The sequence below is a fragment of the Providencia alcalifaciens genome (genome assembly GCF_020271745.1).
Taxonomy (GTDB): domain Bacteria; phylum Pseudomonadota; class Gammaproteobacteria; order Enterobacterales; family Enterobacteriaceae; genus Providencia; species Providencia alcalifaciens_B.
Genome location: NZ_CP084296.1, coordinates 942,363 through 964,174 on the forward strand (window position 1 = coordinate 942,363; position 21,812 = coordinate 964,174).

At 40.3% G+C, this 21,812-nt stretch carries 22 protein-coding genes, 1 tRNA gene and 1 pseudogene; 11 read left to right on the top strand and 13 right to left on the bottom strand.

All coding sequences use genetic code 11. The features are described 5' to 3' along the window. Positions 1 to 149: 149 nt before the first annotated feature. Positions 150 to 599 carry a YeeE/YedE family protein gene (locus LDO51_RS04195; RefSeq protein WP_225576472.1) on the bottom strand — a complete coding sequence of 150 codons (450 nt, stop codon included), beginning with the start codon at positions 597 to 599 and terminating at the stop codon, positions 150 to 152. An 807-nt stretch (positions 600 to 1,406) separates the two neighbouring features. Here LDO51_RS04195 and LDO51_RS04200 point away from each other — a divergent pair. Beyond that, positions 1,407 to 2,462 carry a methyltransferase gene (locus tag LDO51_RS04200; RefSeq protein ID WP_225576473.1) on the top strand — a complete coding sequence of 352 codons (1,056 nt, stop codon included), beginning with the start codon at positions 1,407 to 1,409 and terminating at the stop codon, positions 2,460 to 2,462. A 416-nt stretch (positions 2,463 to 2,878) separates the two neighbouring features. On the opposite strand, the gene LDO51_RS04205 is transcribed toward LDO51_RS04200, so the two are convergent. The 8 genes and pseudogenes from LDO51_RS04205 to LDO51_RS04240 form a co-directional block, all read right to left on the bottom strand. After that, positions 2,879 to 3,259: a hypothetical protein gene (locus tag LDO51_RS04205; RefSeq protein ID WP_225576474.1), complete on the bottom strand. Its 381-nt coding sequence runs from the start codon at positions 3,257 to 3,259 to the stop codon at positions 2,879 to 2,881. Positions 3,260 to 3,349: 90 nt separating this feature from the next. After that, on the bottom strand, positions 3,350 to 3,712 hold the full coding sequence (locus LDO51_RS04210; protein ID WP_225576475.1) for a hypothetical protein: 363 nt from the start codon (positions 3,710 to 3,712) through the stop codon (positions 3,350 to 3,352). 10 nt (positions 3,713 to 3,722) lie between these two features. Further along, positions 3,723 to 4,430 (bottom strand): Imm52 family immunity protein, encoded by a 708-nt coding sequence (locus LDO51_RS04215; RefSeq protein ID WP_225576476.1) that lies wholly within the window; start codon positions 4,428 to 4,430, stop codon positions 3,723 to 3,725. A 9-nt stretch (positions 4,431 to 4,439) separates the two neighbouring features. After that, positions 4,440 to 5,129 (bottom strand): Tox-REase-5 domain-containing protein, encoded by a 690-nt coding sequence (locus LDO51_RS04220; RefSeq protein WP_225576477.1) that lies wholly within the window; start codon positions 5,127 to 5,129, stop codon positions 4,440 to 4,442. Between the two features lies 1 nt (position 5,130). Next, a complete protein-coding gene (locus LDO51_RS04225) occupies positions 5,131 to 5,469 on the bottom strand; it encodes a hypothetical protein (protein WP_225576478.1) in 339 nt (112 codons plus the stop codon). Further along, entirely contained in the window at positions 5,459 to 5,962 is a 504-nt protein-coding gene (locus tag LDO51_RS04230) for a DUF4123 domain-containing protein (protein ID WP_225576479.1), read from the bottom strand. Before LDO51_RS04230 ends, LDO51_RS04225 begins: the two co-directional genes overlap by 11 nt. Before the next feature lie 182 nt (positions 5,963 to 6,144). Next, positions 6,145 to 6,291, bottom strand: coding sequence for a hypothetical protein (locus LDO51_RS04235; protein WP_263869888.1), 147 nt, complete (start codon positions 6,289 to 6,291; stop codon positions 6,145 to 6,147). Positions 6,292 to 6,471: 180 nt separating this feature from the next. Next, positions 6,472 to 6,579, bottom strand: a pseudogene (locus LDO51_RS04240) (DUF932 domain-containing protein); the annotation flags it as partial. 328 nt (positions 6,580 to 6,907) lie between these two features. Here LDO51_RS04240 and LDO51_RS04245 point away from each other — a divergent pair. From LDO51_RS04245 to LDO51_RS04260, 4 genes are all read left to right on the top strand, one after another. Beyond that, positions 6,908 to 7,744, top strand: a complete 837-nt coding sequence (locus tag LDO51_RS04245) for an HNH endonuclease (protein ID WP_225576480.1) — start codon at positions 6,908 to 6,910, stop codon at positions 7,742 to 7,744. Beyond that, complete coding sequence (locus LDO51_RS04250; protein WP_225576481.1) at positions 7,741 to 8,142, top strand: (deoxy)nucleoside triphosphate pyrophosphohydrolase; 402 nt, start codon at positions 7,741 to 7,743, stop codon at positions 8,140 to 8,142. Before LDO51_RS04245 ends, LDO51_RS04250 begins: the two co-directional genes overlap by 4 nt. A gap of 98 nt (positions 8,143 to 8,240) precedes the next feature. Continuing rightward, complete coding sequence (locus LDO51_RS19620; RefSeq protein WP_336432181.1) at positions 8,241 to 9,155, top strand: PAAR domain-containing protein; 915 nt, start codon at positions 8,241 to 8,243, stop codon at positions 9,153 to 9,155. Between the two features lie 903 nt (positions 9,156 to 10,058). Continuing rightward, positions 10,059 to 10,415, top strand: a complete 357-nt coding sequence (locus LDO51_RS04260; protein WP_225576482.1) for a cell envelope integrity TolA C-terminal domain-containing protein — start codon at positions 10,059 to 10,061, stop codon at positions 10,413 to 10,415. A gap of 173 nt (positions 10,416 to 10,588) precedes the next feature. On the opposite strand, the gene LDO51_RS04265 is transcribed toward LDO51_RS04260, so the two are convergent. Continuing rightward, positions 10,589 to 10,673: transfer RNA gene (locus LDO51_RS04265), tRNA-Leu, on the bottom strand. Positions 10,674 to 11,092: 419 nt separating this feature from the next. Here LDO51_RS04265 and ampH point away from each other — a divergent pair. Further along, a complete protein-coding gene (gene ampH / locus LDO51_RS04270; RefSeq protein WP_225576483.1) occupies positions 11,093 to 12,319 on the top strand; it encodes a D-alanyl-D-alanine-carboxypeptidase/endopeptidase AmpH in 1,227 nt (408 codons plus the stop codon). A 208-nt stretch (positions 12,320 to 12,527) separates the two neighbouring features. On the opposite strand, the gene LDO51_RS04275 is transcribed toward ampH, so the two are convergent. Beyond that, positions 12,528 to 12,788: a bacteriocin immunity protein gene (locus LDO51_RS04275; RefSeq protein WP_224061209.1), complete on the bottom strand. Its 261-nt coding sequence runs from the start codon at positions 12,786 to 12,788 to the stop codon at positions 12,528 to 12,530. Positions 12,789 to 12,896: 108 nt separating this feature from the next. Between LDO51_RS04275 and LDO51_RS04280 the strand changes: the two genes are divergently transcribed. Continuing rightward, positions 12,897 to 13,397, top strand: a complete 501-nt coding sequence (locus LDO51_RS04280; protein ID WP_225576484.1) for a hypothetical protein — start codon at positions 12,897 to 12,899, stop codon at positions 13,395 to 13,397. A 93-nt stretch (positions 13,398 to 13,490) separates the two neighbouring features. On the opposite strand, the gene lptG is transcribed toward LDO51_RS04280, so the two are convergent. Continuing rightward, positions 13,491 to 14,567: an LPS export ABC transporter permease LptG gene (gene lptG, locus LDO51_RS04285; RefSeq protein ID WP_225576485.1), complete on the bottom strand. Its 1,077-nt coding sequence runs from the start codon at positions 14,565 to 14,567 to the stop codon at positions 13,491 to 13,493. Further along, complete coding sequence (lptF, locus tag LDO51_RS04290) at positions 14,567 to 15,664, bottom strand: LPS export ABC transporter permease LptF (protein WP_225576486.1); 1,098 nt, start codon at positions 15,662 to 15,664, stop codon at positions 14,567 to 14,569. The genes lptG and lptF overlap by 1 nt, the downstream gene beginning before the upstream one ends. A gap of 276 nt (positions 15,665 to 15,940) precedes the next feature. Here lptF and pepA point away from each other — a divergent pair, with 276 nt between their 5' ends. From pepA to LDO51_RS04310, 4 genes are all read left to right on the top strand, one after another. After that, positions 15,941 to 17,452 carry a leucyl aminopeptidase gene (pepA, locus tag LDO51_RS04295; RefSeq protein WP_225576487.1) on the top strand — a complete coding sequence of 504 codons (1,512 nt, stop codon included), beginning with the start codon at positions 15,941 to 15,943 and terminating at the stop codon, positions 17,450 to 17,452. A 273-nt stretch (positions 17,453 to 17,725) separates the two neighbouring features. Further along, on the top strand, positions 17,726 to 18,175 hold the full coding sequence (locus LDO51_RS04300; protein WP_211886895.1) for a DNA polymerase III subunit chi: 450 nt from the start codon (positions 17,726 to 17,728) through the stop codon (positions 18,173 to 18,175). A 38-nt stretch (positions 18,176 to 18,213) separates the two neighbouring features. Then, on the top strand, positions 18,214 to 21,084 hold the full coding sequence (locus LDO51_RS04305; protein WP_225577217.1) for a valine--tRNA ligase: 2,871 nt from the start codon (positions 18,214 to 18,216) through the stop codon (positions 21,082 to 21,084). 172 nt (positions 21,085 to 21,256) lie between these two features. After that, entirely contained in the window at positions 21,257 to 21,760 is a 504-nt protein-coding gene (locus LDO51_RS04310; protein ID WP_225576488.1) for a GNAT family N-acetyltransferase, read from the top strand. Positions 21,761 to 21,812 lie beyond the last annotated feature (52 nt).

Genomic DNA, 21,812 nt, shown 5'->3' on the forward strand with positions numbered 1-21,812 from the left:
ATAAAAAAGCGGCTTGTATCGATGTGGTGCAAGTCGCTTTATTTTATGAGCGCTGCGTTCCACTCCCAATCGGGTATTAGAGTATATTCTTCATCATGCTGATAAATCAGTAAGCCAATCGTGACGATAATTAATACCGCAACCAGATACTAAGGAGATATGTTCAATGTTTTATCGATGGTATCAATCTGTGCTGGGTGGGCTAATAATGGGTCAATCCAATGTTTTAAGCTCCCTTTCCAAGCGGAGGCCATCGTGACAATAAACGCAAATAATGCGAGCCATGTGCCTGTTAGCCCTTCACCAGAGCGGAACCAAGCCCCGCTACCGCAGCAGCCTGCTAATACCATCCCGACACCAAATAAAAAGCCACCGATAATTGTGGCAGTCACAGGCAACGTGCCTTCTGGAATAGTTATCAATCCCATTGATTGTAGAGCAAAAAATCCAATCGCCTGAATAGAGATAGCTATCAGTAACGCCGTAAGAAAACGCGTGTTTTTCTGATAAACAATATTCCTGAAGCCGGAAACAAAACAAAATTGTCCTGATTGGAGTAGCGCACCAAAAAGCAGACCAACAAATAAGCCACTAATCATGAACTAACCCCTGTGGTAACGTAATAAACTGCATAGATATTTCTCAATAATTATTCTAAAGAAGTCAGAAGAATCAATAACGAGCTTGGGAGGGTCGTTTTAGTGCGATATTTTAATACCTTACAGATTTTCCTATGATAGCGCTTAATGAATATGGTTGAAGCTTATTAACTTGTTTGGCATCAATTTTAGAGATAAAAAGTATAAATCGGTGATATTTCAATCCGTTTTCTTTCAATCAAGAGACTAAGTACTACAACCTTCACTTATAAAATATTACTCACCTTAATTTTCACCTATCGTCTCTTTCGGGGTGCAGTTTCAACTGAGTTGATCAAAATTAACGATTCAATCATTTTCTTCTGCATTAAAAATAATGATTTAATTTAAACCAGATAAAACAGCAATATAATTTTTAAAATACGAAGGTTTATCTCCTTGACTTTATATAAAGAATAATCAAAATTAATAATTAAAACTTTAAACCACAACAATTAATAAGTAAATGCAATTATCTCATTAGGTTTTTATTTCAATAGTTATCAATCTAATTTCAAATTCATTAACTATAGTTAGATAAAACCATTTACACCGCAAGACTAATATAAAATAAACATTAAATTCAATAAACACAAATAAACCATGCATTTATTAACAAAGGAGGAATTACAAATAAATTTAATTTCATCCGCATAATTTTCAGAATGGTCATTACACTATATTTAAATCTATATTTAATGAAAAAGTTTTATTAAGTTATTTTTTAATTTTGTTTTTAAATACTTAGTTATTAATAGGAATAATTATATGTTAAATAATGATACTTATATATCTAAAAATGGAAATGCCGCCGCCTATTTATTAGAACAAGCAATGGGATCCACATTCCAAGCATCACTACGCGTTGCAGCCCTTCTAGGTATTGCTGATAAACTAAAAAAGGGTGCGAAAACAATTGATGAACTAGCAAAAGAAACAAATGTGAATCCTAAGCAACTTTTCAGAGTTATGCGTATGCTCGCAGCTAAAGATATCTTTGCACAAACCAGTGATGGTAAATTTGAGTTAACCCCTGCCGCTGAATTTCTCCGTACCGATCAATTCCATTCATTACATGATGCAGTGCTAATGTTAACGGATAAAACATTTTGGGCACCATTAGGTGATCTGATTCATAGCTTACGCAGTGATACCCCTTTTAACGATATGTTTGGGGAGTCGTTTTATGAATACTGGGCAGACAACAAAAATTATAAAGACAATTACAGTTTTCATACAGGCATGTCTTCAATGTCCACAGTTGAAAACTATTTTTTAACACAACAGTATGATTTTACAGATAATTCAACCGTTGTCGATATTGCGGGTGGAATGGGCGGGCTATTGTTAACCGTTCTACAAAGTAACAAGACTTTACATGGCATATTATTCGATCAACCTGAGATCTTAAAAAAACATAGACTTGATGATTTAGGGGATCCTGAAAGATGGAAAACCCAAGCGGGTAGCTTTTTCGAATCATGCCCAACAGCAGATTTCTATTTATTGAAATACATCACTATGGATTGGCCTACCGCTCAGGCACAAAAAATATTACAAACCTGCCGTAATGCAATGCATGACAATTCTAAGCTACTTATTTTAGAACCTATTATCCCAACAGGTAACCACTGGCATGGTGGTAATTTAATTGACCTATTACTCTTAGCCAGTTTTGATGGCGGGCAGACCCGCAGTAAAGAGGAATTAGAAATATTACTTGATAATGCCGATTTAAAGCTTAATCGCATTATTGATACTGGCTGTTATGTTTCTATTGCCGAGGCGATTCCTAAACCTAAAACCAGACAATCTGTAAAATAATGCAATAACATTTTTGATTATTTATTTTTTCAACTAAAAAGTATAAGTCAAGCAAAGGCTATTTATGACTTAATTAGCAAGGAAAACCATGATGGAGAATAGTAATATTTGCATGTGAAAATACCTACAGTACTATAGGATATTTAACGTTAACTGGATTTTATATAGTTGAGAAAATAGAAAACTGAAATATAAATTAGACGCTTTTAGCGTCTGATTTATTTTGCGAAGGCCGGACTCGCAATAAATAGGCAAAACATTGTTTTTAATTGGTATAAATTTACAGATAATATTTTGTATACTTAAATGTATGCTCAGTAGTTTGGGGTTTTAAAAATGTGTTACCCGATGATAACGCTAGCAATTACTAGCATGAGTGATTTAACCAAATATTTTTACATAGAAACTGCTAACCTCTATTTAACGGTTATCTCATAAACCTTACTAAAATTTTTGCCTGGATACATTGTTCCATATGTAAAACCGCCTATTGATATAGAAATCAAACCTTTATTAAGCGGTGTACCTTGAATAACAATCGTATGATAATCCTCTTTAGTGGATTGCTTACCTTCCCAGTATGAATAACCGATTGTTGGTGACCAATGTAGCCCTGAATCCTCAGGCTGAATTATGACTGAGGTACTCTTTCCATCAAGGGCACCGCCAGAAATATTGATAACTTGCAAATATGGTTTACCCACCGCAGCATAGTGTAGATAATCCGGTAAGATTTTAGGAGTTGGATTACCACAGCCTGCTAATATAAAAAAGAAGCAGAGAAATATATTTTTCATTCTAAAATCCATACTTAAAACACGCAAGCCAAGGATCAACTATAAGGTCATTCTATTAATCATAGATAGATTACTGTTAATTTTATTATATTAGTCAACATCTATTTCATAGGTTTTATGGAACTCTTTACCCGCATACATAGTTCCATAAGTAAAACCCGATATCTTGATTTGGATAATTCCCTTCTTTAACGGAGTTCCTGATACAGTAATTGTATGGAAATCTATATCTTTTTGAACTTTACCCTGAAAATTTCGGTATGAAATCATTGGGCTCCATGACAGTCCAGAATTGCTGGGAATGATATCAAAAGAAATACTTTTCTCACTTATATAACCACCTGAAATATTAATGACTGTGTTATATTCCTTACCCGCTATAGCAGACGGTAGATTATTGGGTGTTACTTTGGGTGTGGGGTTGCCACATCCCATTAACGTTAATACTGCCATCAATTCAATTTTAATTATAAATTTCATTATAAAGTGGAAGTAACCCCAATGCGGTTAGCTGAATTTCGATTTCATTGGCTTTTCTAATGTCATCTTTATTTGAACCATCAAATACATTGTCGGTACTGATAATCAAAGTACCGTTATTTTTTGCATTTTCAATATCGATAAGTTGAGCAGCCATAGGTATTTGCTGCTGAGTTATTTTTTTATTAAGATAAAGCATCCAACCAACGGGCAGCCTGTCTGGGAAAACATTTCTTTCATTCAATTGATATTGATTTGTTTGAACAAACATAACAGCAATATTATCTTTATTGTTTAATATGTTTTGCAAAACATTCTTTATTTTTGTTGTCAAACCCATTTCATTTTCAACCTTCAAAGAAAAGGTAATTCGAAAATTATCCGTACTTCTGCATATATAATTTTGCGTCCTTATACCAGCATTATCTCCATCCCAAATTAAGGTTACAAATATTGGAGGAGTTTTATCTAATTTTTTTATAACTGAATCGGCCGCTTCTTGAACAATTAATCCTCCATCAATTATTTTATGCTTTAATGCCTCTTCTTTACTGTATCCAGGTAAAAACCAGTCTTCAGAATGTGTTATTTCTTTTATATACTCTGAAAAGTATAAGGTGTTATCAACCGCATCCTGTGCTGTGTAATTTTTTTTACTCAAATAAATTTCTATAATCAATGAGATAGTCATTATCGCTCCTTACGGCGTATGAAATACTTTAAGGTTGGAGAAACCAGCGAACTCCCTAGCAAAGTAACCAGCGCTTTTGGGCTGCATGAAATGCCAGTGACAAAATGGAATATTTTGCAATGAGTCCATGACAAATTGGTGTCTGGCTGCCTGAGACATCACACCTGCTATACCTTGAAAACCATTAAAATAAGGTTCACCATCTGAATTAAAAAAACTGTCATATTTACCTTTTGCTTCTAAAAACAGACACTGAGTTTCTCTCCACCCATCAAAATGAACTTCCATGCATTCATATTCATTAATATAGCCATATGTACCATCAACACCAATTGTAGTTGAACAAATTCGCTGCTGATAAATTATTGATTCGAGAGACCACCCGTTAGTTGGCTGTTTATGTGGCCCAACTAATCCAATTGCTGTGCACTTTTTACACCCTTTACTTGCTTCAATTGCAGCGACTCCAATCGATGAACCTGCAACAGCGCCCGTAGCGGAACTTTGTCCACGTCCTCGACGACCATTTTCATCCTCGATATCAGTTCCACCAATCGCAATGCTTTCATTTCCCCACTCATCATCGCTACTACCTGACGAAGAGGGAAAACCAATTTTTGAGGCTTCTTGAGTCACTGCGGCTAGTCCACCTAATGTTGCCAGTCCAGCAGCAGCAAGAATCACTAAAGGAAATGGCATGCTAAGTTCTCCATTCAATTAATTTCATGGCTATCCGTAAAAAATCTTGATACTGCTGCTCTGGCACGCGATTTTTTTCCTCAAGCATATTTCTAATTTCTGGCTTTAAATGAAAGTCGGGGCAGCAAGCCTCGTAAAATAAAAATGACCGAATTAACGGTTCTTGAGTGAAACCTAGGAAGAGAACATATTGAAATGCGGATTCTAAGCGCCTATTTAATGTTCCGAGATTCTGTAGTTTATCTAAATGGTGTTTATAAAAATCAGCACTCACTTGAGTCACATAATCACTCTGTTCAATATTTTGAATTTTCTTTAATTGTTCTTCGCTAAACTGCATTTAACCCGCCTCCTTGTAATGCATAAAATCGTCCTTCAAAACGGTAATACCATGCAATGAGCGGCGTGGTTATTTCATGAAATTGTTCGGTTGTTAGAACTTGAGGCATATTGTGGGTTACACGAGGATCATAAAAGCGAAATAAAGTGGTTTTACCATCAGGCAAACTCACATTAAGCCGTTCAGAGAAGTGAGTCGACAACTTCTCAATTGATGAGTCACTGACTAGCCATGATAGTGCCGGCGATTCAGTTTCTAATTGGATTAAATCGGTCAGGAAATCACTTCGGTTGGTCACGTCAATTAGCCACGGACCCGCCCATGCGACTTCTGAATCTGGACGTTGTTTAAAGAGTGGACTTACGGTTCCATAACGACTCTGAAGTTCTTTATCAAAGTAACGTTCATATTGTAAACCACATATCAAACAATAATGCTTTGCATCAGGGTAACGTCCAAAATAGTTAAAAATAGGATGATGAGAATTATGCATTAATATCACCCTTCTCTTACTACTAACATTTGACCTGATTCAGCGGCTTTCATTAAACAACTGATACAGATTTTATTGGTTATGGCTGGGGGGGTAGTTGAAACTATTTCTGGGTGGGCTGACCCTCTTTCATCACTATAGCAATCATGAATGGAGTTAATAAATCGTGCATGGCAGGGACATTAGCTCATACTTTCAAGCGTACCCGCCACTTTTCGTCCTTCATCCCAAACACTATTGCATCCACCAATAATATAAAAGCGCCCTGAGTGTTTGCCACAACTAACCATATCGCCTTCACGAGCACCCGCAACACCATACCATTGCATGGTATTGTCTCCCGTGAGTATTTGTCCTCCACAAGTGGTTCTATCTCCAACCCGTAAAAAGTATCCTATTGCTATAATCTACCCTCATCCATAACTGAGGATAGATTATTTTACACTTAAGCTAAACTTACAATACTTAAATCAAACTCACGCTTATTTATGCGACTAAATGCATTATATTCAAGAAAAATGCTCACACATCTTTTCAGTCATCACCCACAGTGCCTTATTCAATTTAATATCCCCATCAATGCCATTCACCGAACGAGTGCGAGCTCGCTTACCTTTATCTTATGCTGGAGAAGATGGGCTTAACTGTTTGTTTGCATGTAGAGGTAAAAGAATTTTCATATATCCAGCCAAAAAGAATGAATCACGATTTTTCATAAAAATTAAATAAAAAATAAAACGTAAATCTCGGGAATTGATATAACTATTATCAGACATCAAAACCATGCATACATATACTCCAAGGCATTAAGATATTCTGCAAAATTAAGCATGCGCATTATTCCAATGATCAATTATCACCTGTAAAGTATGAAAGTTAATTGAGCGAGTAATTATTCAAAATTTTTTGATGCTGAATATGCTAAGAATGGAGTAAAAAAATATTGTGTATAAATATAATGATCTAAAAATAGGCACAAAACTTAACAACGCTGAACTCTGTGAAATATTTGGATGTAGCCCCCAAGGCGGTATGCGTCGTGCACACAAAACGAATACCTTAATTATTATCTCAAACCACATCAAATCCATTTACGATGACCGATGGTCCGGCAATGTACTTCACTATACCGGCATGGGTACTAAAGGCGATCAAAGCCTAAACTTTCAACAAAATAAAACTTTGGCAGAGTCAAAAACTAACGGGGTTACTGTTCATCTATTCGAAGTATTTAAAGACCAAGAGTACACCTATATGGGTGAAGTTATTCTTGACGACGCTCCGTATCAAGAAACACAACCTGATGAACAAGGAAAACTTAGAAAAGTGTATATCTTCCCGTTGACACTAATTTCAGGCGAACGGCAAATTCAGCAAAAAGATCGAGACAACATAGATAATATTAGAACTCGTAAAGCAAAAAAATTATCTATCGAGGAACTTCAGAAATTAGCAGATGGAAGTGAAAAAGTAGCTACTTGTTATCAGCAACAATCGACAAATTATGAGAGAAATATTTGGGTCGCTGAGTTGGCTAAAAGGTTAGCAAAAGGACAATGTCAGCTTTGTCTTCAACCTGCACCGTTTAAAAATACCAAAGGCGAACCTTATCTGGAAACACATCATATCATTTGGCTTTCCAAAGGTGGTGATGATACATGTGAAAATACCGTAGCCTTATGCCCTAACTGCCACAAGAAAATGCATATAGTTAATAATGAAGAAGATATTGAAACTCTAAAAAACCGAAGTAAAGAATTATTAAAAGCGAATAACCAATGATTAGGAAACATATTGAAGTCGTCGCTGCTGTGCTGAAAAATGAAAACAAGTTCCTAGCAGTGCAAAGGGGCTTCTCAAAATTAGATTATATTAGTCATAAATGGGAATTTCCTGGAGGCAAAGTAGAAGCAGGCGAAACACTTGTCGCTGCTATTATCCGAGAACTAAGCGAAGAATTAAAAATTACAGTTACCGATCCAAAGTTTTTGTTAACTATCGAACATAGCTATCCGGACTTTGATATCACAATGCATTGTTTTGTCATTGAATTACCAAATAGAACAGTAGAACTCACAGAGCATATTAATTCTCTTTGGCTTTCTAAAGAAGAATTAATAAAAGTAGATTGGGCATCCGCCGATATTCCTGCGGTAGAAAAAATCCTAACAACATTTTGAGTGTATTTATTACGAATAATAAAAAATAGCTTGTTAATTGCCTATTGATAATCAATAATCAAATTTCACTTAAGTCAACCAAAGGAATGGTGATAAACATGGCTATAGGCTATTTTTTGCGAGTTGGCGATAAAACAACGTGTGGCGGACAAATTTTAACCGGTGACAATACCTTTATATTTCATGGAAGATCCGCTGCACGTCAGGGCGATCTAGTTACCTGTGGAAAGCATTCTGGGACATACAACATACTGGGTGGCGTTAGCAATGTATGGGGTAATGGTAGAATGATGGCAGGAACACTGGATAGCTTTAGCTCCTGCCCATGCAAAACAAGACTGATAAACTCCATCACAGATTGCTACAGTAAAGAAGATGAACCAGCCAAAGCAAGATCTTTCGTTGAAACTGAACAAAAGCAGCTAATAGCGACTCCTAAACTGTCACCAACTGCTCATAATGCTTTTAATAATACTCATAATGTACCAGTGATCACCTCAAATTCACCTATCAACGAAGCATTTATAAAAGATCCAATTAATATCTATGTGATGATAGCTAGGGATGGCTTAGGCCATGCTGGCTTAGTTATTGATGATGGGGAAAATGCATTATTATATGATCCAGGTGGTGGTTATACTGGCTGTTATCTTCGAGGATGTGAAGATGGAGCTCCCACTCATCGAGGTTCATCTGACCAATTTCCCTACCCTATGTGGGAGTGGGATGACTATCTTGCCTATCATTTATACGATGGACCAAAAGTATCAGTGATTCAATTTACAGTTCCAAGAGAACAGGCCAACCGATTACGGGATATCATTGATGATATGGGGGGAGGCAGCCCACTCTATTGCGCTGAGCGAGTATCTGCTGCATTAAAAAGGAGCGGAGGAATTTTTGAGCAACTACCTGAAGCTAATGGTATCAAAACGCCATGGACACTAAAATCAGAACTCATGGATCTTTATTTTCCTGGTAATGCTTGGTGGAAACTAAATGGTGCTTATTAAATATAATCGATTCAATAACTATATAGCGCTTTGTTTAGGCATTCTTGTTTTCTACCTGACAATGGTTAAACAAGTTTTTTTTACGTTTTTTCGACAGGTTGATAGTTTTGTCTTAATTCATCAGAACTTAGAAATGTTAACATTTGTATTTATTGGCTTAGCAATTTTCATGTCCATTCTTTTGTTCTTCCATAAAACAATCAATAAACATATTACATTTTTACTGCTGCCATATTTACTATCTGTCATGACATGGCTCTATACAAATTACATTCCCAGTGTTAAATTTTATAGAAAACTCAGTAGTTACGGTGAGTTTGAAGCTATTTTTATAGTATCCTACATAATCTATGGTGTGTGGTTAATACCACTAACAGCTTACACTTTTAGTTTCTTATTTCGTAAATTAGAAAAAAAACATGAGCTTCAGTGATATAAGATGCCTACTAAAATATCTTATATTTCATTATCTTTAGGTATTTTATTCTATTACCTTGAAATGGTTCATGCGTTTTTTTTCAAACTGTATCCGAAAGCAATGAATACGGTACCTATATTTCAACATCAAAAATTACTGAGTCTCATTTTTGCTATTTACCTTTTATCTATAGCCTCCTTATTCTTTTTTTACATTAAAAATAAAATGAATAATGGTTATCGTTTTTTATTTTACATCGTTCTGCCGTACATACTTTCTGTAATTGCTTGGTACAGTAATATTTATATTGCTAATCCAAGTCAGTACTCAAGTCATGGTTCAACCATTGGAGTGTTTGGTCACATGTTCATGACATCTTATGTAATACATGGTGTATTTTTAATTCCTATAGTTGCATATGCAGCTGATTTTTTACTTCGTAAGATATTGAAGTAAATTGTTTTTATTAAATATAGAGCGATTAAATGATCATTAATTTAAAAAATCACATTCTTTATTTTGTCATTATTTTTCCTGCTTATTTAAACGCAGCCCCAGCTAATAAGCATCCAATGGATATCTATGCTTCAAATTTAAAAAAATCCATTCAGGGTCGGTTTTATGATGTAGACCTTTATAAGGGAAAAGAGTGCGAAATTAAGATCACTCTCGACGACGATGGAAAATTAATTTCAGCTGTCCCTAATGAGAAAAATAGTAACAATGATAAAAAGCTTTGCATTCGAGGTATGGAACTCATTGAAAAAACACAATTTTCACCCACTCCAGAAGACAACTTAACATCGGATAAAAATGTGTTTAGTATTATTCTTCGTCCATAAAAATTGTGATGTTGAGTAGGATATTGGTGGCACGACCTTAACGACTGTCAAAATGTCCGTACATCTATCATCATTAATAATTACTTAGTTTTTCGCAAGTCAAAAACAATGAAGAAAAACCAACAACTCACGAATTCCAGACATAAAAAAAGACGCTCTAAGCGTCTAATTTTTGGTGCCGAAGGCCGGACTCGAACCGGCACACCCGAAGGCGGTTGATTTTGAATCAACTGCGTCTACCAATTCCGCCACTCCGGCACGAAGTGATGTGTTTCTTGGAAAACGCTGTCATTATACTTGCCTTATGCCGACTGGCAACATTTATCTTGAAGAATCAGATTGTTCGATTAAAAAAAAAGCACCTAAAAAAATCTTTCCATAAAAAGCCCAATATCCCCTGTTATGTTCAACAACATTTGAATATCTATGCTAATTTTCCTAAGACTATTTTCATTGTCTTAACCCCTAGGTGACTGGCGACAAAGCGTAATTTTTGTTAGTTTATCCGCACTCTTATGTAAAATTATAAAGGCGTATTTTATGGGCTTTGTTGGATGGATAGCCACTGGTCTGGTTATTGGCATCTTAATTGGTGTCGTCATGAAAATTTTCTCAAAGAAAAAATAAATATTGGCTGAGAAGCCTTTTATAAACAATCATATCAGCTGGCTTCAAACATGAAGAAAACGTTTCTTAAAATTTTGTCGGTATCCGCACTCTCTGCGGCATTGATGGCCTGTTCCTCCACCACAGAAAAAACCTCGCAAAACTCACCAAGTGGCATGCTTGCAGGTAACTCCGAGTGGCAAATATTCGAAGGCGATAGAAGAACCTACGAACGTGTCACCAAAATCGTCGATATGTATGCGAATCGAATTTATAACGAAAGCAATGCCCGAGGTATGGCCATTATCGTCATTGATAACAACCAAACTCTCGCTCGCTATTATGGTGAAACCGCGCCGGGTAATGGACAAAAACCGGGTCCTAACTCCCTGATCCGCATCGCTTCTATTAGCAAATTAATGACCAGCGAAATCTTAATTAAGCTGGAGCAAGATAAAAAATTAGCGATCACCGACCCGCTACAGCAATACAGCTACAACGGCGTTACTGTTCCGAATAACAACAGCGGGCAACCGATCCGGCTGTATCATTTAGCGAGCCATACCAGCGGCTTACCTCGCGAACAACCGGGTGGAAAATGGGGTCGCCCTGTCTTTATCTGGCCAACCCAAGAGAACCGTTGGACATGGTTGAAAACCGGTAAACTCGATTTTACACCGGGCACTGAAGCGGCTTATTCCAACCTAGCCTATGATTTACTCGCCGATGCGATGGTCAAAGCTACGGGGCAGTCATACCCGCAATTGTTCAGCAAATACGTGACATCTCCGGCGAAAATGACGGATACCACCTATACCCCAAGCAAAGGTCAATGCGCCCGATTAATGGAAGGCACTAAGCCAAGCCCTTGCCATAACACCCTTGCAGCAGCAGGAAGCGGCGGTGTGTATTCTACACCGGCAGATATGCAAAAGTGGATGCAACAATTTTTATCCACGGATAATAACCTGCGTAAAGCGACCGCAGCCCGCGAGCAAGGCATTTTCTTCCCGCGTGAAAAGCTGTTAGATGCCAAAGGGATGGACGTGGCAGGTTATGCTGATGGACTGGGTCTTGGCTGGGTTTATATGAAGCCTAAAAACGGTATTCCGGGGATCTACCAGAAAACCGGCGGCGGCGGCGGATTTAATACCTATATGGCGATGATCCCACAGCAAAATATTGCGGTATTCGTGGTGATGACCCGTAAAGATGGTAGTAAGTTCAGTAAGTTGACCGCAGGTGTGAATGATATGGTTACTTCGTTATCGTCTAACCACGCGTATGGACAAAATTGAAAGGGTACCGCCGACGCGATTAATGCACTGGCGAGTTATACCCCTACCCTAAAACGCGGATTTGTGCGCTTGGTGACGCTGTATATCACCCTTTCTGCTTAGATCGCCCAATAAATAACTCTGCGTTTTTTTTCATAAAAGCATCAATGATTAACCTTCAAGTCATTGATGCTTTTTTTACGCTAAATAATTCTATACACGATAATACTTAACTATTTTTGAATCCTGGCTTTCCATTTTTAGCTCGCCATTCTTTGACTGATTTTAAAATACCTTCTGGTGAGTCATCATCCCCACTATTTGGGTTGTAGATTAATCCATTACCCTGTGGGTGCTCCGATATTTTAACAAAATGTCTAACCCATAATTTATGCTCATTCTCATTCTCGGTTTGAACATAATAAATCGCTTGTAAGAATTTAAGGAATTCGGCTTCAGTGTAATCACTAAAATTGTTTTTTAGTTCCATTTTTATATTCATCGCTCTTTCTGATAGACGGCTGCTTTTTATGCAATATTTTAGTGTGACCTTTCGCTACTCTTAGCCTTATTACTCATTATTGGTAAAGGAACTAAGATGAAAATTATCCCGCTTTCCGCTCATAACATATTACGCCCCAGCGCCGTAAAATCAGGAACGAACACGGTTTCTGAATTAGTAAAACAACTTAGAAATGTATTTAATCATCAAAAAGCCTTTCCTCAACCTAAAAAACCAGACTATGTCGAAATCGATCTTTCAAGACTGGTTAATGAAAAAGCGGATGATCCAAACATTGAAGCAACCGCCGAGTATAAAAAACTATTCGCAGATACCATGAACGAAGCAACGCAATCATTCATCCAAGCGACCTGGCAAAATGCTTACAGGATTGAAAAATCATACAGTGCAAATGGCGGTGCTTTCTCTTATGCACAACAGATTGCCAACAAAAGTGGAAAAAACGTGATTGGCATTATCGGTGAATATACATCTCAGACAGAACAAAAAAGGATCCAGCATGTATTATTTAAGCCACAAGGAAAAATTCAATCGATATTGAGTAATTTCGGTAATTTTATCTTTAGCAAAAAATGAGTGTGTTCGTGACATGGATAGTTGCCACCCACAATAAAAAAGGCTGTAAAATCATTCGATTCTACAGCCTTTTTTCAATTTAAAGGGAATGGACTATTTTCGTTTAACTAACAAGAAAATACTCACACCTAAGAACAAGACACTCGGCAGCGCTGCCGCCAGCACTGGCGGAATGGAATAGACCAAACTCCAGTTACCAAAGCCTTGGTTTAAGATGTAGAACAAGAAGCCGCCCACAATCCCTGAAATTACCCGCACGCCCATTGGTACCGTACGAAGGGGTCCGAAGATAAAGGAAACTGCCATCAACATCATAACTGCCGCAGAAAGTGGCGCTAAGATTTTTTGCCACATACTCAGCTGATAAACCGAAGCAACTTGCCCGCTCTCTTTCAAATAGGTGATGTACTGATACAAACCACGAATTGAAAGCGAATCCGCATTCAGAGAAACAATACCTAACTTCTCTGGGGTTAAATTGGTTTTCCAATCATAAGTTAAACGCTGTGAACCCGTGATTTTTTGCTGGCTACCTAAGATAGATTCTTGAACCTGGGATAAGACCCACAGCTTTTTATCAGCATCATAGGTTCCGCGTGCGGCAAACATCACAGACTGTAATTTGCGATGGTCATCGAAGCGATAAATAGAAACATCTTGGATGGTGCTCGCATCTTTAATACGCTGGATATAGATAAAGTCATGGGCATCTTTCGCCCACATACCTGAATCCGTCACCACCAAAGAGGTACCAACAATTTTCTCTGCACGGTAGTTACGTGCCCACTGTTCACCCGCTGGCGCAACCCACTCCCCCATGATCATCGTAACGATAACCAATGGGATCGCTGTTTTCATCACGGACATGGCGATTTGCAAACGGGTAAAACCCGACGCTTGCATCACCACCAGTTCACTGCGGGAAGCTAATGCGCCTAATCCCAACAATGCACCCAATAATGCCGCCATTGGGAAGAAAATATCGATATCTTTGGGAACAGTTAATAAGGTGAAAACCCCTGCGCTCATCGCCGTGTAATCACCGTCACCCACTTTGCGAAGCTGCTCAACAAATTTGATGATCCCTGAAAGGGAAACCAACAAAAACAGCGTCATCAAAATCGAATTGAGGATGGTTCGACCGATATACCTATCTAAAACACCAAACATCAGGCAACCCCTCTGGTCAACTTAGCACGCACTTTGCGCATTGGTACGGTATCCCATAAATTCAGTATCACTGCTAATAGCAAGTAACCGAAGTTAACCGCCCACATTGCATATTTAGGGTCGACATCCCCCTTATCTGCGCTATTACGTAACGTACTTTGTAATAAGAAGAAAATCAGGTACAGCAACATAGCAGGGATCATACTGAGTACGCGCCCTTGACGCGGGTTCACTTCACTCAAAGGAACCACCATAAGAGCCATCACGACCACAGAGAATACAATGGTTAAACGCCAGTGGAATTCAGCATTGACCTCAGGATTACTTTCATTCCACAGCTGCATCATGGTTTTTTGTTCCACTTTATCAGTACTGACATCAGTGGCTTTATGGTCAACAACGGCTTGGTAATTCACGAAGTCAGTAATGCGGAAATCTCGCAGCATTGCGGTGCCTTCATAGCGAGTACCTTGGTCTAACACCACCATCTGGCGACCATATTCGTCTTCTTTCATATAACCGCTATCCGCAACCACAACGGAAGGGCGCTGCTCATTGGCAGTACGCAACTGAGCTAAGAAAACATTTTTAAAATCATTGCCTTTGACTTCACCGATGTACAACACAAAGTTGTTATCTTTGGTGGTTTTAAATTGCCCTTCCACCATCGCCGCTAAACCGGGGTTGGCTTTCGCATCGGCCAAAACCTGCTCTTGATACTGAGATGACCAAGGCAACATCCAAGTAATATTGGCAACGGCGACTAAGGCGGTTAATGCGGCAAGCACCAGCGCCGCTTTCACAAGCACACTTTTGCCCAGACCGCAGGCATGCATCACAGTAATTTCGCTTTCTGTGTACAATTTGCTGTAAGTCATCAATAGCCCAAGAAATAGGCTTAAAGGTAAGATAAGTTGCGCCATCTCCGGCACACCCAATCCTAATAACGGAAGAACTAAATTCGAAGGAATATTCCCTTGAACAGCGGCACCTAAGATGTCGATGGACTTTTGACTAAAAAAGATAAGCAGCAAGACAAAAAGTATCGCCAGCTGACTTTTCAGGGTTTCCCGAACCAAATATCGAATAATGATCACGCTTATTACGCCTGTGAAAACTTGTCTTTTGGGATGAAAATGGCTAAGTTCGTTCTATGACAGCCATTTACTAAAATATACTCTGGTTTATTGTTTGGCTAGAATGATATAAAAGCATTATCTATACTAAGTGCTATATCGGAATATGCTTAATATAAGCGAAACTAGGTATTTGCTCAATTTAACACAAAGAGTTCATTCTCTATAAGCCAGATCATGCGAAAGGCTAATTTTAACTGGAGCATCGACCTTTGTCTTTAAGATTCAGGAGAACGCATGGAGTTTAGTGTAAAAAGTGGTAGCCCGGAAAAACAACGTAGCGCTTGCATTGTTGTCGGAGTCTTTGAACCACGCCGTCTGTCCCCTATCGCTGAACAGCTGGACAAAATTAGTGACGGATATATCAGCGCCCTGCTGCGCCGCGGTGAGCTTGAAGGTAAAGTAGGTCAATCCTTGCTGCTGCATCATGTGCCTAACGTTCTATCTGAGCGTATTTTACTGATCGGTTGCGGTAAAGAACGTGAACTCGATGAGCGTCAATTCAAACAAATCATTCAGAAAACCATCAGTACTCTGAATGAAACTGGCTCAATGGAAGCCGTTTGTTTCTTGACTGAGTTACATGTAAAAGGTCGCAATAACTACTGGAAAGTTCGCCAAGCAGTTGAAACAGCAAAAGAATCCCTGTATGTCTTCGACCAGCTGAAAAGCAATAAAACTGAACACCGCCGTCCACTGCGTAAACTGGTCTTCAATGTACCAACGCGCCGTGAACTGACCAGCGGTGAACGTGCTATCGCCCATGGTTTAGCTATCGCCTCTGGCGTTAAAGCGGCTAAAGACTTGGGGAACATGCCACCAAATATCTGTAACGCCGGCTATTTAGCGTCACAAGCTCGCCAACTGGCAGACATTTCTGACAGCAAGCTGACCACTCGCGTGATCGGTGAAGAGCAAATGAAAGAGCTGGGCATGAACGCGTACTTAGCCGTGGGTCAAGGTTCTCAAAATGAATCTCTGATGTCCATCATGGAGTACAAAGGCAACCCAGATCCAGAGTGCAAGCCAATTGTACTGGTCGGCAAAGGTTTAACCTTCGACTCAGGCGGTATTTCCATTAAGCCAGCTGATGGCATGGATGAAATGAAATATGACATGTGCGGTGCCGCGACCGTTTACGGCGTCATGCGCTTTATCACTGAGCTGCAACTGCCAATTAACGTCGTCGGTGTACTGGCTGGCTGTGAAAACATGCCGGGTGGACACGCATATCGTCCGGGTGACGTCCTAACCACCATGTCTGGCCAAACTGTTGAAGTGCTGAATACTGATGCGGAAGGTCGTTTAGTCCTGTGTGATACCCTGACTTATGTTGAGCGTTTCGAGCCAGAGCTGGTTATTGATGTCGCTACATTAACCGGAGCATGTGTGATTGCCTTAGGTAGCCACTACACTGGATTGATGTCTAATCATAACCCACTGGCGCACGAGCTGTTAAATGCCTCTGAGCAAGCGGGTGACCGTGCTTGGCGTTTACCATTAGCTGACGAATACTATGAGCAAATCAGCTCTAACTTTGCGGATTTAGCCAACACAGGTGGTCGTCCGGCTGGTGCTATTACCGCTGGCTGCTTCTTAGCACGCTTTACGGGTAAATATAACTGGGCACACTTGGATATCGCTGGTACTGCATGGCGTTCAGGCAAAGCTAAAGGAGCAACTGGTCGTCCGGTTTCTATGTTAGCTCAGTTCTTACTGAACCGCGCTGGCTTAAATGGTGACGAGTAATTTCGATTACGATTAAACATCGCCATTGATTAAGTTGTAATTATAATATCCCGATGAGCAGGCTCTGCGATTCGGGATATTGTTTTTTCAATAGGTATCAGCAAGTTATACGCCTCAGAAAACACCTCCATTAAGCCATTTTGAGGCAGCTATAAAAAAGTATATAATTCAACACAGATTTAATCTTGCTGCGACCTTGGGAACATACATAAGCATGTGACCGACGCGAGAGAGCGTAGCCAACACCCCTACAAATTGAAGTATGACGGGTATATGAAAAAAGGTACATTTTACCAACTCCAACAGCCCTCCCCACAAGCGGAATATGAAGCCCACGAATGGCTCGCTTGTGAACTTGCTGCACAAGCGTGGCGTAACGGAAAACGTATTCTGATTGCCTGCGAGGATCAGCTGCAAGCTGAAAAAATGGATGAGGCGCTTTGGCAACGGGATCCTCACCAGTTTGTACCCCACAATTTGGCGGGGGAAGGCCCTCGTTATGGTTCGCCGATCGAAATTTGCTGGCCAAATAAGCGTGGTAATACACCTCGCGATATTTTGATTAATTTACAGAGCCAATTCGCAGATTTTGCAACGGCTTTCCATGAAGTGATAGACTTCGTGCCTATCGATGAAACTTTAAAACAGTTGGCGCGTGACCGGTATAAAATTTACCGGAGCGTCGGCTTCAACTTGACCATGGCGACGCCGCCAACTTACTGAACACAAAGATAAAAATGGAAAAGAAACCAGACAACGCAATGATCGAGCCATCCCTCGACAAAACTTATAATCCAGCAGAAATCGAACAGTCCCTGTATAGCCACTGGGAAAAAAGCGGTTACTTCCGTCCGAACGGTGATACCTCAAAAGACAGTTTCTGCGTCGTGATCCCACCGCCGAACGTCACGGGTAGCCTGCATATGGGTCACGCCTTCCAACAAACCATTATGGATACCATGATCCGTTACCAGCGTATGCAAGGGAAAAATACCCTATGGCAGACGGGTACTGACCACGCGGGTATTGCAACTCAAATGGTGGTTGAGCGTAAAATTGCGGCCGAAGAAGGTAAAAATCGCCATGACTACGGTCGCGATGCGTTCATCGACAAAATCTGGGAATGGAAAGCAGAATCTGGCGGCACTATTTCTCAACAAATGCGTCGTTTAGGCGACTCTGTTGACTGGGATCGCGAACGCTTCACCATGGACGAAGGCTTATCTAAAGCCGTTAAAGAAGCTTTCGTTCGTATGTACAAAGAAAATTTAATCTATCGCGGTAAGCGTCTGGTTAACTGGGATCCGAAACTGCACACCGCAATTTCTGATTTGGAAGTTGAAAACCGCGAAGTTAAAGGTTCTATGTGGCACCTGCGTTATCCGCTGGCTGACGGCGCAAAAACCGCTGAAGGAAAAGACTATTTAGTGGTTGCAACCACACGTCCAGAAACCATGCTGGGTGATACCGGTGTGGCTGTTAACCCTGAAGATCCACGTTATAAAGATTTAATTGGCAAAGAAATTATTCTGCCAATCATTAATCGCCGCATTCCAATCGTAGGCGACGAACACGCCGATATGGAAAAAGGTACGGGCTGCGTGAAAATCACCCCAGCTCATGACTTCAACGACTACGAAGTCGGTAAACGTCACCAACTGACCATGATCAACATGATGGACTTGGATGGTAACGTTCGTCATGAAGCGGAAGTGTTCGACACTAACGGCAACCCATGCACCGATTACAGCAGCGAAATTCCAGAAGCCTACCGTGGCATGGAGCGTTTTGCAGCGCGTAAAGCTATCGTCGCTGAATTTGAACAATTAGGTTTACTGGTCGAAGTCAAACCTCACGATTTAACCGTACCTTACGGCGACCGTGGCGGCGTGGTTATCGAGCCAATGCTAACTGACCAATGGTACGTGCGTACTGCGCCTTTAGCGAAAGACGCTATCAAAGCCGTTGAAGATGGTCGTATCCAATTCGTTCCGCGCCAATACGAAAACATGTATTTCTCTTGGATGCGTGATATCCAAGACTGGTGTATTTCTCGTCAATTATGGTGGGGTCACCGTATTCCTGCTTGGTATGACGACAAAGGCAATGTTTACGTGGGTCGTGATGAAGACGAAGTTCGCCGCGAAAACAACTTAGGTGCCGATGTGGCACTGCGTCAAGATGACGACGTATTAGATACATGGTTCTCTTCCGGTCTGTGGACATTCTCAACCTTAGGCTGGCCAGAAAATACCGATGCGCTGAAAACTTTCCATCCAACGGATGTATTAGTCAGCGGCTTCGATATTATTTTCTTCTGGATTGCCCGTATGATCATGATGACCATGCATTTCATCAAAGATGAAAATGGCGAACCACAAGTTCCATTTAAAACCGTGTATATGACAGGTCTGATCCGCGATGAAGAAGGTCAGAAAATGTCTAAATCCAAAGGGAACGTTATCGACCCACTGGATATGATTGACGGTATTTCATTGGAAGCATTACTGGAAAAACGTACCGGCAACATGATGCAGCCACAACTGGCTGAAAAAATTGCTAAGCGTACTCGTAAAGAGTATCCAGACGGTATCGAAGCGCACGGTACTGATGCCCTGCGCTTTACTTTAGCGGCACTGGCGTCTACAGGTCGCGATATCAACTGGGATATGAAACGTCTGTCCGGTTACCGTAACTTCTGTAATAAATTATGGAATGCAAGCCGCTTCGTTCTGATGAACACCGAAGGTCAAGATTGCGGACAAAATGGCGGCGAAATGAGCTTCTCATTAGCTGATCGCTGGATTATGGCGCAGTTCAACCAAACCGTGAAAGCGTACCGTGAAGCATTAGATACTCACCGTTACGATATCGCTGCGGGTATTCTGTATGATTTCACATGGAATGAATTCTGTGACTGGTACTTAGAGCTGTCTAAACCTGCGGTTCATAAAGGTAATGAAGCCCAAGTCCGTGCGGCACGTTTCACCCTGATTGAAGTGCTAGAAGGCTTACTGCGTCTGGCTCACCCTATCATTCCATTTATCACCGAAACCATCTGGCAGCGCGTGAAAGTGGTGAAAGGTATTGACGCTGACACCATCATGCTGCAAGCGTTCCCTGAGTTCGATGCGGCGAAAGTGGATGAGCTGGCACTGAGCGATTTAGAGTGGATCAAAGAAACCATTGTTGCTGTACGTAATATTCGTGCAGAAATGAACATTGCTCCAGGTAAACCATTGGATGTGATGCTGCGTAGCACCTCTGCGGATGTCGCTCGCCGTGTGGCTGAGAACGAAAACTTCCTTCGTTCAATGGCACGTTTAGCAAGCATTCGCGTGCTAGCTGAAGGTGAAGAAGCCCCAGTTTCTGTGACTAAACTAGTGGCAGGCGCTGAAGTGCTGATCCCAATGGCAGGTCTGGTCGATAAAGACGCTGAGCTGGCTCGTTTAGATAAAGAGCTGGAAAAAGTGGTGAAAGAAATTGATACCATCGAAAGCAAGCTAGCAAACGAAGGCTTTGTGAGCCGTGCTCCTGCTGCTGTGGTTGAGAAAGAGCGTGCGCGTTTAGCGGAAAATATCGAAGCGAAAGCGAAGATTGAAGCGCAAAAAGTGACTATCGCCTCTTTGTAATCATTAAGCTTTAAATCTCTAGCCCTGACTCGTCACCGATGAGTTAGGGCTTTTTTGTATTTAGCCGTTGAAAAGCGTTATCACATGCTCAACATCATAATTATTGCATCAACAAATGGCGTAATTTAGATCATAACCAACATAACTAATATAAATAAAAAGAGATATCCTCATGACAACAAACACAACTTCAGCCGTTCAAGTTCGTTTAATTCAACCTCAAGATAACCCAGGGATCGCCGCCGTCATTCGTGAAGTTTCTGCTGAACACGGGCTAACTGCAGATAAAGGTTTCGCGGTCGCGGATCCTATTTTAGATACGCTGTATGAAGTGTATAGCAAACCACGCAGCGCGTACTGGGTGGTGGAAATGGACGGTAAAGTGGTTGGCGGTGGCGGCATTTCGCAAGTCGCCGGGGGCGATGAGCACACCGCTGAATTACAAAAAATGTATCTCTCTTCCGTACTACGTGGAAAAGGTTTAGCTAAGCAGATAGTTCTAATGTCTCTGGAATTTGCCAAACAACAAGGCTATACGCGCTGTTACTTAGAAACCACCAAAGAGCTACAAGCCGCCATTAAATTGTATGAAAAACTGGGATTTGATTTTATCGACGAGCCATTAGGCAATACAGGCCATAGTGACTGCGAAATTCGCATGCTAAAAGCACTGTAATACTCATTGATTATGTGATGAAAGAGTTAGCAAGCTGACATAAAAATAAAAA